We start from the raw sequence: 14993 nt of genomic DNA on the forward strand, positions 1-14993 counted from the left end.
CGGAGGGTGGTGCTCAGGCGGAGCCGCGCCAGACCACCTCCGTCGGCAGGATGAGTCCGTGCGGGCCCTCGTCGGCACCGGCGATCTGCGCGAGTACCTGCTGCGCCGCGCTCTCGCCGAGGGTGTGCGCGGGTTGCCGGACCGTCGACAGCGGCGGGTCGCAACGCAGTGCCCAGGCGCTGTCGTCGAAGCCGACCACGCCGACGTCACCGGGGACCGACCGGCCGCTGCGCTGCAGGACGTCCATCGCGCCAGCGGCCACGGCGTCCGAGGCGGCGAACACCCCGTCGAGGTCGGGGGCCCGGTCGAGGAGTTCACGCATGCCGTCGGCGCCGGCGGTGTAGCTGAACAGCGGGTTGCGGGCCACCAGCTCGGGGTCGAAGCGGTCGCCGAGGGCCGCGGTGAAGCCGGCCAGTCGGTCCTGCCCCGAGTCGCGGTCGAGCCCGGACGCGAGCATGCCGATCCGCTTCCGGCCGGTGGCGACCAGGCGCCGGGTGATCCGCTCGGCGGCCGCGCGGTTGTCGATGCCGATGTACGAGATGTTCGCGGCGTCGGACGGGTGGCCGACGAAGCACGCCGGCATGCCGATCTCCTCGATCGCCCGGGTGATCGGGTCGCCGTCGCGGGCGGAAAGCACGATGGCACCGTCGACGAACCCGCCGCGCAGGTACTCGACGACGCGCTCGTTGTCGCGGGCCGAGTCGACCATGATCGTGACGAGCTGCTGGTCGGCCTGCGACAGCACCGTGTTGGTGCCGATCAGGATGTTGCCGATGTTCGGGTCGTCGAGCACCTGGACCGACGGCTCGTGCACGATCAGGGCGATCGCTCCGGAGCGCCGGGTGACCAGGCTCCGGGCCGCCGCGCTGCGCACGTAGCCGACGCGCCGGACGGCTGCCTGCACGGCTTCGCGGGCTTCGGGCGACACGTACGGTTCGTCGTTCAGGACCCGTGAGACGGTGCCCCGGGAGAGTCCTGATTCGTCGGCGACGTCCTGGATCGTGGCGCGCTGGCGTGCGGTTCGGACCTCGGACATGCGGCAACCATATCCGTCCCAGGACGGGCTCCAGCACGCGTCTTGTTGACAGCGGTCCGCTTCTGGTGTTCACTCTGGGAGCGCTCCCAGAACGATCCGAACCCGTTCGATCCGGCTGGACTGGGAGCGCTCCCAGAACCTGGGTGACCTTCGCCGTCGAAGGGGTCGTCAACGACCGGAGCGGCAGCGGTCGCCCCGATCAGCGAGGACCCTGACGTGACCACGACCACCCTGCCGACGCCCGCCACCGGGGCGCTCGGGCTCGGCTCGACCGGGCTCGCCTTCGGGTGCGACTACAACCCCGAGCAGTGGGACCCTGCGGTCTGGGTCGAGGACGTCCGGCTGATGCGCGAGGCCGGGGTGAACCTGGTCGCGATCAACGTCTTCGGCTGGTCGCACGTCGAGCCGCGTCAGGGCGAGTACGACTTCACCGCGCTCGACACCGTCATCGAGCTGCTGCACGGCGCGGGCATCGGCGTCGACCTCGGCACCGGCACCGCCTCGACCCCGCCGTGGCTCACCACGCTGCACCCCGAGGTCCTGCCCGTCGTGGCGGACGGCACCACGCGCTGGCCCGGCGGGCGGCAGGCGTTCTGCCCGAGCTCCCCGGTGTACCGCGAGCACGCCCTCGCCCTGGTCCGCGCCACGGCGGAGCGCTACGGCGACCACCCCGCGGTCAAGCTCTGGCACGTGTCGAACGAGCTCGGCTGCCACAACGCGCACTGCTTCTGCGACGTCTCGGCCGAGGCGTTCCGTGGCTGGCTCCGTGCCCGCTACGGCACCGTCGACGAACTGAACGCCGCGTGGGGCACCTCGTTCTGGAGCCAGCGGTACTCGGCGTGGGAGCAGGTGCTGCCGCCCCGCGCGACGCTGTCGTCCACGAACCCCGCGCAGACCATCGACTTCGACCGGTTCTCGTCCGACGAACTCCTCGGCCACCACCGTGCCGAGGCCGCCGTGCTGCGCGAACTGAGCGACAAGCCCGTCACCACGAACTTCATGGTCGCCGCGCACATCACCGCGCTCGACTACTGGTCGTGGACGGCCGACATGGACGTCATCGCGAACGACCACTACCTCGACCACCGCCTGCCCCGCCCGCACGCCGAGCTCGCCTTCGCCGCGGACACCACCCGCGGACTCGCCGGCGGAGCCCCGTGGCTGCTGATGGAGCACTCGACCGGCGCCGTGAACTGGCAGCCGCACAACGTCGCGAAGGCACCGGGCCAGATGCTGCAGGACACCGTCGCGCACATCGCCCGGGGCGCGGACGGCGTCTGCTTCTTCCAGTGGCGCGCGTCGGTGCAGGGCTCCGAGAAGTTCCACTCCGCACTGCTGCCGCACGCCGGCACCGATTCGCGCACCTGGCGCGAGGTCGTCGCCCTCGGGTCGCTCGTCGAGCGGCTCGGCGAACTGCGCGGATCCCGGGTCGTCGCCGAGGTCGCGCTCGTCTTCAGCTGGGAGACCCAGTGGGCCGCCGACCTGGAGGCCCACCCCACCACTGCGCTCCGGTACCTGCAGCAGGTGCACGCGTTCCACGCCGCGCTCCGGGACCTCGGGGTCACGGTCGACGTCGTCGCGCCGGGCGCCCCGCTCGACGGCTACGCCGCGGTCGTCGTCCCCGAGCTCTACCTGGTGCGCGACGAGCACGCCGCCGTGATCGCCGACCACGTCGCCGCCGGTGGCCACGCGGTCGTCACCTTCTTCAGCGGGATCGTCGACGAACGCGACCGGGTCCGCACCGGCGGCTACCCCGGCGCCTTCCGCGACCTGCTCGGCATCCGGGTCGACGAGTTCCTGCCGCTCGCCGCGGACCAGGCGATCGCGCTGTCCGACGGCACCACCGGCACCGTGTGGTCGGAGCCCGTCGCGCTGCGCGGCGCCACGAGCGTCGTCGAGTACGCCGAGGGCCCGCTCGCCGGCTCCGCCGCGGTCACCCGCAACGACCACGGCGCCGGATCCGCCTGGTACACGTCCACCGTGCTCGAGGCCGACGCGCTGCGCGACCTGCTCCGCCGCGTGCTCGCCGAGGCCGGCGTCTCCCCGGATCCCGCGACCGCACCGGGTGTCGAGGTCGTCCGGCGCCGCGACGACCAGCACGAGTGGGTCTTCCTGCTCAACCACTCCGACCAGCCCGCCTCGCACACCGTCACGGGCCACGAGCTCGTCACCGACCGACCCGTCGACGGCGTCACCGTCCTCGACGCCGGCAGCACCCAGATCATCCGCACCGACAGGAACCGATCATGACCACCACCACCCAGCGGCCCCGCGCCGTCCGTCGTCGGGGCGGGGGCTCCCGCTACCGCCTGGCGATCGCGATCTTCGTGGTCCCGTTCGCCCTGCTGTTCACCGCGTTCTACCTCGTCCCGATCCTGTACGCCGTGTGGCAGTCGCTGCAGAAGATCGAGCGCCAGGGCACGTTCGGCGCCCCGACACAGGTGTTCGGCGGGCTGAGCCAGTACGCGCTCGTGTTCCAGAACAGCGCGTTCTGGGACTCGGTCCTCCGCGTGCTGCTGTTCGGTGTCGTGCAGGTCCCCGTGATGCTCGGGCTCGCGCTCCTGTTCGCGCTGCTGCTCGACTCCCCGCTGCTGCGCGGCAAGCGGTTCTTCCGCCTGGCCTTCTTCGCGCCGTACGCGGTCCCCGGTGTCATCGCCGCGATCATGTGGGGCTACCTCTACGCCCCGGACCTGTCGCCGTTCTCCGCCGTGACCTCGAAGGTCGACTTCCTGGGATCCGGCACCGTGCTCTGGGCCGTCGCGAACGTCGTGACCTGGGTCTTCGTCGGCTACAACATGCTCATCATCTACTCGTCGCTGTTGGCGATCCCGGCCGAGATCTACGAGGCTGCCAAGCTCGACGGGGCCTCGCAGCTCCGGATCGCGCTGTCGATCAAGATCCCCCTGGTCGTGCCGGCGATCGTGCTGACCGCGGTGTTCTCGGTGATCGGGACGCTGCAGCTGCTGACCGAGCCGACCGTCTTCCGGCAGTTCACCTCGACGATCTCGTCGACGTTCACGCCCAACATGCTCGTCTACTCGACCTCGTCGGTGCCGAACTTCAACCTGGCGGCCGCGTTCTCGGTCGTCCTCGCCCTCGCCACGTTCATCCTGTCGATCGGGTTCCTCCGACTGACCCAGCGGAAGGCCGCCCAGTGACCGTCCACGCACCCACCCCGGGCGACACCGTGCGCGACGCGGGCCGACCGCTCGAGCCGAACCGGGCCTCCCGTCCGCACCAGCACGGTGCACGCGGGCCGCGGGAGAGCGTCATCTCGCGCAGCGCCGCGATGATCGTGATGGGTGTCTTCACCCTGTACTTCCTGCTGCCGATCTTCTGGCTGCTGGTCTCGTCGACCAAGACGGCCGCGAACTTCAACACCACGTTCTCGCTGTGGTTCAGCGCGACCTCGGTGCAGGACTTCTTCGCGAACCTCGCCGAGCTGTTCACCCGGCAGGACGGCATCTACCTGCGCTGGCTGCTCAACAGCATCGCGTACGCCGGTGTCGCCGGGCTGCTCGGCACCGTGCTGTCGGCGATGTGCGGGTACGCCCTGGCCAAGTACCGGTTCCGAGGGCGCGAGGCGCTGTTCAACACGTTCCTCGGCGGCGTCCTCGTGCCGGCCACGGCGCTCGCCCTGCCGCTGTTCCTCATCTTCAGCCAGGTCGACCTGACCGACACGTTCTGGTCGGTGTTCCTGCCGAGCATCGTCAGCCCGTTCGGCGTCTACCTGTCGCGGTTGTTCGCGGCGTCGAGCGTGCCCGACGAGATCATCGAGGCCGCGCGCATCGACGGCTCCGGCGAGGTCCGCACGTTCTTCACCGTCGCCGTCCGGCTCATGTCGCCGGCCCTCGTGACGATCTTCCTGTTCCAGTTCGTCGCCGTCTGGAACAACTTCTTCCTGCCGCTCGTGATGCTCCGCGACTCGTCGCTGTTCCCCGTCACGCTCGGCCTCTACACGTGGAACTCGAGCGTGAACCAGTACCCCGACCTGCGCACCCTCGTGCTCATCGGGTCGTTCGTCTCGATCATCCCGCTGCTCATCGCGTTCCTGAGCCTGCAGCGCTTCTGGCGCTCCGGCCTCGGGTCCGGCGGTCTGAAGTAGCCACCCGACCAGCACTCCCTCCGCACACCAGCCCTCCCCACACCACATCCCGAACGGAAACAGCATGAAGACAACGAAGTTCCTCAGCGTCGCCGCCCTGGCGGTCGCCGCGACCGTCGCCCTCGCCGGCTGCAGCGCCGGCGGCAGCGGCAGCGGCGGCAGTTCCTCCGACACTGCAGCCGCGAGCTGCAAGCCCTCGAGCGGCAAGGTCACGCTCGACTTCACGACCTGGGTGCCGAACATGGACAAGGTCGTCGCCATCTGGAACAAGGCGAACCCGGACATCCAGGTGAAGACCTCGATCGTCGCGAACGGCAACAGCGGGACGTACCAGAACTTCTTCAACCAGCTCAAGGCGAAGCAGGCGCCCGACATCGGCCAGGTCGAGTACGACACCCTGCCGGCCTTCCGGGTGCAGGGCGGCCTCGAGGACATCGGTGCGTGCTCCGGCATCTCGGCGGCGAAGAAGGACTTCTCCGACGGCCTCTGGAACCAGGTCACCTTCGGCGAGTCGAAGTCCGTCTACGCCGTGCCGCAGGACTCCGGTCCGATGGCGCTGTACTACCGCAAGGACCTGTTCGAGAAGGCCGGGCTCGACGCCCCGAAGACGTGGGAGGAGTACGGCGAGGACGCCGTCAAGATCAAGGCGCTCGGCGGCAACATCACGAACTTCGCCAAGGGTGACGTCAACCAGTTCGCCGGGCTCGTGTCACAGGCCGGCGGCCAGTGGTTCGCGAACTCGGGTGACTCGTGGAAGGTCGACCTGACCGACGCGAAGTCGAAGAAGGTCGCCGACTACTGGCAGGACCTGATCGACAAGAAGCTCGTCAACACCCTGCCGAGCTTCACCGACCAGTGGAACGCCGCGTACGACAGCGGCCAGGACTGGACCTGGGTCTCCGCCGTCTGGGGTGCGAACACCATCTCGAGCGGTGCGCCGTCGACCTCCGGCAAGTGGGCCGTCGCGCCGATGCCGCAGTGGAGCGAGGGCGAGTCGAAGTCGGCCGCCTGGGGCGGTTCGTCGAACGTCGTCTTCGCCGGCAGCGAGCACCCCGCCGAGGCGTCGAAGTTCCTGGTCTGGCTGAACACCTCGACCGAGGCGCTGTCCGCACTGAACAAGGAGGCCAACCTCTACCCGGCGTCCTCCACCGGCGCCGAGCTCCCCGCGCTGACCGAGGGACTCCCGTTCTACGGCAACCAGAAGATCTACGAGGAGTTCGCGACCGCGGCGAAGGACATCCAGCCCTTCACCTGGGGTCCGACGATGACGCAGACCTACTCGGACGTCTCCGACGGGTTCGGCTCGGCGGCGTCCGGTGACGGCACGCTGCTCGAGGCACTCGAGTCCGGGCAGTCCAAGACGGTGGCGGCGCTCAAGGCGCAGTCGATCCCGGTCAAGGGCTGACAGCGCTGACGCGCTGACGGCGGACGGGAGGCACGGTGCCAGCTGGCACCGAGCCTCCTGTCCGTTGCTCGGTCACGCTGGCAAGCGCGGCATGTGATGTGTTGCCGTTTGCGATAATCGCAAGTACGCTAGCGACATGGCCGGATCCCTGGAACAACGTGTCGAAGCCGTCATCACATCGGTCGACCTCGGGCGAGCGGACTTCGCAGCCTCCATCGGCATCGACGCGAGCAAACTCTCGAAGTCGCTCTCGGGTCGGCGACGGTTCTCCTCCCTTGAACTGGCCAGGATCGCCGACGTGGGCCGTCGCAGCGTCGATTGGCTGATCACTGGACGTGAGCCGTTCCGACCGGTGTTCGCCCAGCGCGCCCGGCTCGCTGGTGTCGATGACGAAGCGGGGGCGAGGACGGTCGAACTCCTCGCCACTGGCGTTCGTGGCCTCGCAGCGGTCGACCGCCCGTTGGTCCTGCCTGAGCTCCCGCAACTCGCCCAACGGTCGAGCTGGTACACGGTGGAGGCGGCTGAGCTCGCGCGTCGCTTCGTCGCGGCGATCGGTCGACCGCTCGGCGGCCTGTCGACGCACGATCTCATCTCGGCCATCGAACGCGTCTTCGGCGTGATGGTCGTCGTCACCGACCTGCCGGAGGGGATCGACGGTCTCTCGTACGAGGACGCGCACTGCCGGGTGACCCTCCTCGCGACCACCGACCAGCCCCTGCGTCAGCGGTTCACGCTCGCGCACGAACTCGCGCACATCGCCTTCGGTGATGCTCGTCAGGGCATGCTCGAGGAACGAATGGGGACGGCGCGCTCGAACGTCGAGCGGCGCGCGAACAGCTTCGCCGCGGCCTTCCTCGCCCCCGCGGACGAACTCAGCGCGGCGATCGGCGGGCGCTCGACGGCAGCGGCGTTCCCGGAGCTGGTCGGGCACTTCCAGCTCTCGCCCGAGTCGATGGCATGGCGGCTCTTCAACGAGAAGCACATCGGCGAGACCGACCGAGCAGGTCTGATCGGCCTGCGCGCTCGCTCGATCTACATGCGGCTCGGGAAAGCGGCCGAGTACGTCGACCTGTCGCACGCTGCGGGGGAGCCACGTCCGAGTTGGCTGCTCGTCAACGCTGCCCTCGATGCCTACCGCGACGGCGACACGACGGTGAAGCCCGTCGCGACGCTCCTTGGGTGGGCACCGCAGGATGCCGAGGAGTTCTTCGCGCTGGACGATGGATCGACACCGGTCCCAGAAGCCGGCATGACCGAGAACTGATCGTGGCGCTCCACTGGTTTCCGGACAACTCGCTGATCTGCAACTTCGCTGCCGTCGACGAACTCGACCTCTTGCGTGCCAGCCTCCACGGTGCAGGGAGGGTTGTGGAAGCCGTTGCGTTCGAGATCGAGCGTTCCACAGCCCATGTTCCGAACCTCGCCCGGCTGGACCTCCACGACTGGTTCGGTCCGGCGATCGAGTTCCGCGATGTAGTCGATCAGCTGCAGATCGAAGCGGTGCGCACGGCTCGCTTCGGCGGTGGCGACGAGAAGCCCCTCGAACACCTCGGTGAGAGTCAGACGCTCCACCTGCTCCGGACCCGCGCGGAGTTCGCGGGAAGCGTCTGGATGAGTGAGGACGGCGGGTCGCTCAGAGTGGCCGGGCGCATGGGCATCGTCACTCGAGACACGCGTGCTGTCCTTGAGGAACTCGTCGCGTTCGGTGAGGTGACGGCGCAGCGGGCTTACACGATCGCCGTCGCGATCGAGCAGGCCGATCGGCCGATCCTCAGGATGCCGACGTCCTCCCGCGACCTGTCGTGATCGGACCGGAGGCGCGCTGCGAGCTGGCGCAGTTGTTCTGAGACCAGTGTCAGGCGTCGAGGGCGCGTCGCGCGGCCGCGACGACCTCGGCATCGGTCACGAAGTGCGCGGAACCGTCGTCGGCGCCGCCCATCGGGACCCCGGCGTGGGCGCTGCCCGCTGCTGGGCGCTTGGCGGACAGGTGCACGGCGGCGGCACCGGTCGCGACCAGCGCCCGGATGTCGGCCGGGGTGACACCGGCACCGGCCATGACCTGCACCGGCCCGGCGGCGTCGACCATCCGCGCGATCGTGGCAGCGCCGGCTCCGGCGGTGGGAGCGCCGCCGGAGGTCAGCACGCGGGTGAACCCGAGGGCGGCGAGCGTGGCTGCTGCGGCGACGGGGTCCACCGCGTGGTCGATCGCCCGGTGCAGGGTGATCTCGGCGGTCGTGCTGACCGAGCGGGCGGCGTCGACGAAGCGGCGCAGGGCGTCCTCGTCGAGGGTCCGGTCCGGGCGCAGCGCGCCGACGACGACACCGGCGGCACCGGAGCGCAGGACCGTCCGGACCTCGCGCACCATGAGCTCGACCTCGTCGGCTGTGTGCACGAACCCGCCGGGGCGGCACCGGACCAGCGCGTGCGCCGGGATCCCGGTCTCGTGGGTCGTCTCGACCAGGGCCTGCGACGGGGTCAGCCCGCCGAGCTCGAGCCCGACGCAGAGCTCGACCCGGTCGGCCCCGCCGTCCCGTGCGACGACCGCACCCTGCGGCGAGGTGACCGCGATCTCGAGTGCAACGGGCGAAGGGGTCATGCAGAGGCTCCGAGTGGCTGGTCCGAGGCCGGGATGATCCTGGCGGTCAGGTCCGGGGCCTCGGGGAACACTCGATCGTAGGGGAACATCGGCCGCTCGATCCTGTGGTGCCCGAGGCGGAGCAGGTCCTGGTCGACACCACCCGGGGTGAGCGCGAGCATCCAGTCGGCGGCCATGTCGAACAGCTCCGGCTCGAGGTACCCGATCTTCACCACGACGACGTCGGCCTGCCGTGGTGCGAGGTCGAGGTCGGTGAAGTCGTGCTCGTGGTGGTACGGCTTGCGCAGCTTCGTCAGGATCGCGAAGACGCTGCCGACCTGCAGCACGACCTCGGTCTCGGCGTCGCGGTCGCCGTGCTTGACCGCGTGGACCCGCCCGGTCATGGTGATCGGTCCGGCGTGCACGGCATCGACCGACGCACCGGCGGCCACCGTGACGGTCGCACCCACACCGGCCTCGACCGCGGTCGCCACGGCGGCGGCGCCGGGGACGCTCGCGTAGATCAGGGTGGGGCCGTCGGCGCTCGCGAAGGCCGGGTTCGCGAGCACCTGTGTCAGACCCCAGGTCATGTCGCCGGAGCCACCCGCGGTGGGGTTGTCGCCGGAGTCGGACACGAAGTAGGGGTGTGCGGCGCCGGGCGCGAGCGCGGCGGCCAGGCACTCGTCGAACGTGCCGGTGGGTGCGACGAAGACGAAGTCCTCGCGGACGTCCCAGAAGGCACGGGCGAGGCGCTCGGCCCCGGCGGCGACGGCGGCCTCGTCCCACCCGGTGACGACGGTGACGGCCTGGTCGCGGGGCTGGTCCGCCCAGGCGTAGCCGACCCAGATCGCGGCGTCGAGCACGCCGTCGGTCTGCTCGACGAGCGGCACCTGGGCGTACAGCGAGGCGGCGGGTTCGAGGCGGGTCGAGGTCTGCTCGCCGGGCAGCAGGACGGGGATCGGGATCCAGGCCTTCACGGGGCGCTGCGCTCCGGCAGGACGCGCGGTGAGCACGTCGACCAGGTTCCGGACGGCACGTTCCTTGGTCTCCATGGCGTCCTCGTGCGGGGCCATCCGGTAGCACGTGACGAGGTCGACCTGGTGGGCGAGCTCGCGCGTGACGTTGCCGTGCAGGTCCATCGACGCCGACACGATGACGTCCGGGCCGATCACCGCACGGATCCGGCCGAGCAGGTCCGCCTCGGCGTCGTCGAGGCCCTCGACGACCATCGCGCCGTGGATGTCGTACCAGAGGCCGTCCACGTGCTCGGCGTCGACGATCGCGCGCAGCCGCGTGACGATCTCGGCCGCGAGCTCCTCGTACGACGCCCGGTCCACGATGCCGCCGGGCAGCGCGTGCCCGATGAGCGCCCCGCGGAAGTCCGCCGCGTCCGACATCGCGGACAGGAACGGGTACCGTGCCACGACCTCGTCGCCACGGTCCGGGTGGAACGCCGGTGCGTGGGTGCGGGTGGGGGTGAAGGTCGACGTCTCGATGGCCAGTCCGGCGATGGCGACGACCGGACGACGGGCACCGGCGGGGACGGCGGGGGTGGCGGGCACGGTCTCAGACACGGACGCTCCTGTTCCTGGTGGTGGACTGCGGGATGGGGGTGGACAGCTCCTCGAGCGAGGCGGCGAGGCCCCGCTGCAGTGCGAACTGGCCGGCACCGACGAGCCCGGCATCGGCGCCGAGCGACACCGGCTCGATCGCCAGGTGCTGCGTCATGAGCGGGTGGCAGCTCTCGTAGAGCTGACTGCGCACGGCCGCGATGAACGGGTCGAGGGTGGAGAGGATGCCGCCCAGGTAGACGGCGTCCGGGTTGAAGAAGTTCACGTTGGCCGCGAGCACCTCGCCGAGGTACCGACCGGCCAGGCGCACGGCACGGGTGGCCTCGGGGTGGGCGTCCGAGGCGAGTCGGACGACGTCGGCGGTCGAGGAGACGTCGACCCCGGCGCCCGACAGGATCCGCACCAGGGCAGCTCCGGACGCGACGGTCTCGAGGCACCCGGTGTTCCCGCACGAGCAGGGGGTGTCACCGGCGGCGTCGATCCGCACGTGGGTGATGTCCCCGGCCGAACCCGTGGACCCGCGGTACAGGCGGCCGTCGATGACGATGCCCGCGCCGATCGCCGATCCGGCCTTGATCGTGATGGTCTGCCGGCGTCCCGGAGGCTGCACGCTCTGCTCGCCGGCGGCCATGCAGTTCGCGTCGTTGTCGACGATCGTCGGCAGGCCGAAGCGGTCGGACAGCCAGGCGGCCACCGGGAACCCGTTCCAGCCCGGCATCCGGCTCGGCAGGTCGACGACACCGGCCTCGACGTCGACGGGACCGGGCAGGCTGAGCCCGACCCCGCGTAGACCGGCGCGGCCACGGTCGTCGGCGAGCCGCTCGAGCAGGCCGGCCAGTCGCTGCAGGCCGGCGGTCGGACCGTCGGAGAGTGCGAACGGGACGTTCGCGACCGACTCGAGCGCGCCTCCCGGCAGCACGATCCCGACCCGCGCGTGCCCGCCGCCGACGTCCGCGGCGACCGCGTACTCGTCGACGCCGCCGATGCGGAGGACCTTGCGGGGACGCCCGCCGGTCGAGACGTCGGTGCCCTCTTCTGCGAGCAGCCCGTGCGACAGCAGCTGGGTGACGACGTGCGACACCGTCGACGGAGCGGCGCCGAGCAGTGTGGCGATCTCGGTGCGACTCGCGGCCTGACCCGACGCGACGAGTTCGAGGACGCGAGCAGAGAGGTCCGTCACGACTTTCTCCAATCCGGGGGAAACGACGGTCGAACCGACCGAACACCCGGAGCCTAACCGGCGGAACGGCCCGTTCACCCTTTCGTCCAAACGGCAGAAACGCAGTTTTTACACGAAGATGTTTGTTTTTCCAACGGCTTTGGCCATTGACTGTGTCCGTGCCGCTCGGCACGCGTGCTCCACCTCCCCAGAACTCCCACGCACCAGGAGACACACATGACCAAGCCCCGCCGCTGGGCGCTCCTCACCGGAGCAGCGATCGCCGTGAGCGCCCTGCTCGCCGGATGTTCCGGGGGCGGTTCCGCCACCTCGAACGCGAATCCGGACGAGATCGACTACGCCCTTCCTGCGAACTTCACGCCCAACTGGATCCTGCCGATCGGCACCGCCGCGCACCTCAACACGAACAACGGCTCCATCGCGCAGTCGCTGTACGAGCCGCTCGTCGCGTACGACGGCTCCACCGGCAAGATCGCGTGGAACAAGGACGGGTCCGTCGCCACGGACGCGGAGTTCGCCGACGACGGCAAGAGCGTCGAGATCACCCTCGGTGACCGGCACTGGTCCGACGGCGAGGCGATCACGAGCCGCGACGTCGAGTTCTGGTTCAACCTGATCAAGGCGAACAAGGACCAGTGGGGCTCGTACTCGAAGGGCAAGGCGCCGGACAACTGGACCTCGTTCAAGACCGTCGACGACACCCACTTCACGATCACGTTCGACAAGGCGTACAACTCGGACTGGATGCTCGCCAACCAGCTGAGCCACATCATCCCGCTGCCGCAGCACGCCTGGGACAAGACGAGCGCGAGCGCCAAGGTCACCGACGCCGACGAGACCACCGCCGGCGCGAAGCAGGTCTGGAAGTACCTGAACACCGCGGCCGGCAAGATCTCCGACTACGCCACCGACGACCTGTGGAAGACCATCTCCGGTCCCTACGGCGTGAAGGCGTTCACCACCGCCGGCAAGGTGACCCTCACCGCGAACACGAAGTACGACGGCGGCGAGAAGCCCTCGATCACGACCGTCAACCTGCTGCCGTTCACGACGGCCGACGCCGAGGTGAACGCGGTCCGCTCCGGCGAGGTCGACTACGGCTACATCAACGCCACGGACATGGACCAGGAGTCCTCGTTCACGGCGAAGGGCTACGAGGTCGAGCCGTGGACCGGCTGGGCCATCACCTACATGCCGTACAACTTCAACAACCCGGACATGGGCGCCGTCTTCAAGCAGCTGTACGCCCGCCAGGCCGTGCAGATGTCGATCGACCAGAAGTCCCTGTCGAAGGTCGTCTTCAACGGCACCGCCACCTCGACCTACGGCCCGATCCCGCAGGCGCAGGAGTCCGACTACGTCTCCGACGTGCAGAAGGACAACCCGTACCCGTTCAGCACGTCGAAGGCCAAGGACCTGCTGACCAGCCACGGCTGGGAGGAGCAGGGCGGCACGATGGTCTGCACCGACCCCGGCACGTCCGACAGCCAGTGCGGTGAGGGCGTGAAGAACGGCACGAAGTTCACCATGGGTGTCCTGTCGCAGTCCGGCTCGACCGTGACCGACAACATGATGAGCGCGATCCAGTCCTCGCTCGCGAAGACCGGCATCGGCTTCACCATCAAGACCGCGCCGGTGTCGAGCGTGCTCTCGCAGACCCCGACCTGCACGAGCGACGAGGCCAGCTGCGACTGGGACCTGTCGTTCTTCGGCACCGCGGGCAGCTGGTACTTCCCGGCCTACCCGACCGGTGAGTCGCTCTTCTCGACCGGTGGTTCGGCGAACTTCGGCAGCTACTCGAACAAGCAGGTCGACGACCTCATCGATGCGACCACCACCTCGACCGACGCCACCGCCGTGCAGGACTACAGCGCCGCGGTCGCGAAGGACCTGCCGGTGATCTGGCTGCCGAGCCCCGACTACCAGATCTCGGTCGTCAAGAAGGGCCTGTCCGGGTTCGACCAGGACTCGCTCGCCAACTTCCACCCGGCCCAGTGGAAGTGGAACAAGTAGGACCGTGACCACGGACGGAAGGCGCGGTGTGCGCCCGACGCACACCGCGCCTCCCGTCCGCTCCGACGCAACAACCCAGACGACGGAAGCCGCATGACCACAGCTCTCTACCTCACCAGGCGCGTCCTGCAGGCGCTCGCGGTGATCCTCATCGTCACGATCGTGGTGTTCTGCCTGCTGCACGCGCTGCCCGGCGGACCTGCCCGCGGTGTCCTCGGCGTCTCCGCGACGCCCGCGCAGATCACGGCGTTCAACCAGGCGCAGGGACTCGACCAGGCGCTGCCGGTGCAGTACCTGCGGTTCCTCGGCCGCCTGCTCACCGGTGACCTCGGCACCTCGTACACGCTCAACGAACCGGTGTCGCAGCTCATCGCGGAACGCCTGCCGAAGACCCTCGTCCTCACCGGCATCTCCGCCGTCCTCGGCCTCGTCATCGCGATCCCGGTCGGCATGCTCCAGGCCGCCCGCCGCAACGGCGCGGTCGACTACGCCGCCACCGCGCTGGCCTTCGTCTTCTACTCGACGCCGGCCTTCTTCCTCGGCCTCATCCTGATCATCGTGTTCAGCCAGCAACTGCCGTGGCTGCCGTCGCAGGCGCCGAGCGGCACCACGCTCGCCGAGGTGTTCCAGGACCCCGCCGGGCTCGTCCTGCCCGTCGTCACCGGAGCGCTCGCGATGATCGCCGTGTTCAGCCGGTACATGCGGGCCTCGACCCTCGAGAACCTGCAGGAGGACTACGTCCGCACCGCCCGCGCCGGTGGTGCGTCGACGATGACGATCCTGCGCCGGCACGTGTTCCGGAACTCGCTGACGCCCGTCGTCGCGATGCTCGGCTACTACCTGCCCGTGCTGTTCGGCGGTGCCCTCGTCACCGAGCAGCTGTTCAACTACCCCGGCATGGGGCTCCTGTTCTGGAACGCGGCGCAGTCGTCGGACTACCCGACGCTGCTCGGCTGCGTCCTCGTCATCTCCATCGCGACCGTCATCGGCACCTTGCTCGCCGACGTCGCGCAGTCCCTCATCGACCCGCGAGTGAAGGCGAGCCGCGCATGACCGCCGCGTCAATCATCGACACTGCGTCCACCCATGACGTGAAGGCGAGCCGCGC

At 69.6% G+C, this 14993-nt stretch carries 12 protein-coding genes; 8 read left to right on the forward strand and 4 right to left on the reverse strand.

Going from position 1 to position 14993, the window contains the following annotated elements; translation table 11 throughout:
- Positions 1 to 13 precede the first annotated feature (13 nt).
- A complete protein-coding gene (locus EDF28_RS04080; protein ID WP_123937249.1) occupies positions 14 to 1036 on the reverse strand; it encodes a LacI family DNA-binding transcriptional regulator in 1023 nt (340 codons plus the stop codon).
- Between the two features lie 216 nt (positions 1037 to 1252).
- Between EDF28_RS04080 and EDF28_RS04085 the strand changes: the two genes are divergently transcribed.
- The 6 genes from EDF28_RS04085 to EDF28_RS04110 all read left to right on the forward strand — a co-directional run bounded on the left by EDF28_RS04085 (position 1253) and on the right by EDF28_RS04110 (position 8352).
- Positions 1253 to 3286: a beta-galactosidase gene (locus EDF28_RS04085; RefSeq protein ID WP_123294574.1), complete on the forward strand. Its 2034-nt coding sequence runs from the start codon at positions 1253 to 1255 to the stop codon at positions 3284 to 3286.
- Positions 3283 to 4194, forward strand: coding sequence for a carbohydrate ABC transporter permease (locus EDF28_RS04090; RefSeq protein ID WP_123294575.1), 912 nt, complete (start codon positions 3283 to 3285; stop codon positions 4192 to 4194). Before EDF28_RS04085 ends, EDF28_RS04090 begins: the two co-directional genes overlap by 4 nt.
- Positions 4191 to 5141 (forward strand): carbohydrate ABC transporter permease, encoded by a 951-nt coding sequence (locus EDF28_RS04095; RefSeq protein WP_243648935.1) that lies wholly within the window; start codon positions 4191 to 4193, stop codon positions 5139 to 5141. Before EDF28_RS04090 ends, EDF28_RS04095 begins: the two co-directional genes overlap by 4 nt.
- Positions 5142 to 5205: 64 nt before the next feature.
- On the forward strand, positions 5206 to 6546 hold the full coding sequence (locus EDF28_RS04100) for an ABC transporter substrate-binding protein (RefSeq protein WP_123937250.1): 1341 nt from the start codon (positions 5206 to 5208) through the stop codon (positions 6544 to 6546).
- A gap of 136 nt (positions 6547 to 6682) precedes the next feature.
- Complete coding sequence (locus EDF28_RS04105) at positions 6683 to 7810, forward strand: XRE family transcriptional regulator (RefSeq protein ID WP_123937251.1); 1128 nt, start codon at positions 6683 to 6685, stop codon at positions 7808 to 7810.
- A gap of 2 nt (positions 7811 to 7812) precedes the next feature.
- Positions 7813 to 8352, forward strand: a complete 540-nt coding sequence (locus EDF28_RS04110) for a hypothetical protein (protein WP_123937252.1) — start codon at positions 7813 to 7815, stop codon at positions 8350 to 8352.
- A gap of 49 nt (positions 8353 to 8401) precedes the next feature.
- On the opposite strand, the gene EDF28_RS04115 is transcribed toward EDF28_RS04110, so the two are convergent.
- Genes EDF28_RS04115 through EDF28_RS04125 form a run of 3 tightly spaced genes read right to left on the reverse strand, consistent with a single transcriptional unit; the run spans position 8402 to position 11872 of the window.
- Positions 8402 to 9142, reverse strand: coding sequence for a copper homeostasis protein CutC (locus EDF28_RS04115; RefSeq protein WP_123937253.1), 741 nt, complete (start codon positions 9140 to 9142; stop codon positions 8402 to 8404).
- The gene (locus EDF28_RS04120) at positions 9139 to 10695 is read right to left on the reverse strand and encodes a M81 family metallopeptidase (RefSeq protein ID WP_260154516.1); all 1557 of its coding nucleotides are present in this window, start codon (positions 10693 to 10695) and stop codon (positions 9139 to 9141) included. Before EDF28_RS04120 ends, EDF28_RS04115 begins: the two co-directional genes overlap by 4 nt.
- Positions 10688 to 11872, reverse strand: coding sequence for an ROK family protein (locus EDF28_RS04125; protein ID WP_123937255.1), 1185 nt, complete (start codon positions 11870 to 11872; stop codon positions 10688 to 10690). The genes EDF28_RS04120 and EDF28_RS04125 overlap by 8 nt, the downstream gene beginning before the upstream one ends.
- 216 nt (positions 11873 to 12088) lie before the next feature.
- Between EDF28_RS04125 and EDF28_RS04130 the strand changes: the two genes are divergently transcribed.
- On the forward strand, positions 12089 to 13885 hold the full coding sequence (locus EDF28_RS04130; RefSeq protein ID WP_123937256.1) for a peptide ABC transporter substrate-binding protein: 1797 nt from the start codon (positions 12089 to 12091) through the stop codon (positions 13883 to 13885).
- A 93-nt stretch (positions 13886 to 13978) separates the two neighbouring features.
- Positions 13979 to 14938, forward strand: coding sequence for an ABC transporter permease (locus EDF28_RS04135; protein WP_123294582.1), 960 nt, complete (start codon positions 13979 to 13981; stop codon positions 14936 to 14938).
- Positions 14939 to 14993 lie beyond the last annotated feature (55 nt).

It is taken from the genome of Curtobacterium sp. PhB137 (genome assembly GCF_003814955.1).
Classification (GTDB): Bacteria; Actinomycetota; Actinomycetes; order Actinomycetales; family Microbacteriaceae; genus Curtobacterium.

Coding starts and splice junctions, on each gene's coding strand:
- EDF28_RS04115 (WP_123937253.1), bottom strand. CDS start 9,142: ATGACCCCTTCGCCCGTTGCACTCGAGATCGCGGTCACCTCGCCGCAG.
- EDF28_RS04130 (WP_123937256.1), top strand. CDS start 12,089: ATGACCAAGCCCCGCCGCTGGGCGCTCCTCACCGGAGCAGCGATCGCC.
- EDF28_RS04080 (WP_123937249.1), bottom strand. CDS start 1,036: ATGTCCGAGGTCCGAACCGCACGCCAGCGCGCCACGATCCAGGACGTC.
- EDF28_RS04100 (WP_123937250.1), top strand. CDS start 5,206: ATGAAGACAACGAAGTTCCTCAGCGTCGCCGCCCTGGCGGTCGCCGCG.
- EDF28_RS04105 (WP_123937251.1), top strand. CDS start 6,683: ATGGCCGGATCCCTGGAACAACGTGTCGAAGCCGTCATCACATCGGTC.
- EDF28_RS04090 (WP_123294575.1), top strand. CDS start 3,283: ATGACCACCACCACCCAGCGGCCCCGCGCCGTCCGTCGTCGGGGCGGG.
- EDF28_RS04135 (WP_123294582.1), top strand. CDS start 13,979: ATGACCACAGCTCTCTACCTCACCAGGCGCGTCCTGCAGGCGCTCGCG.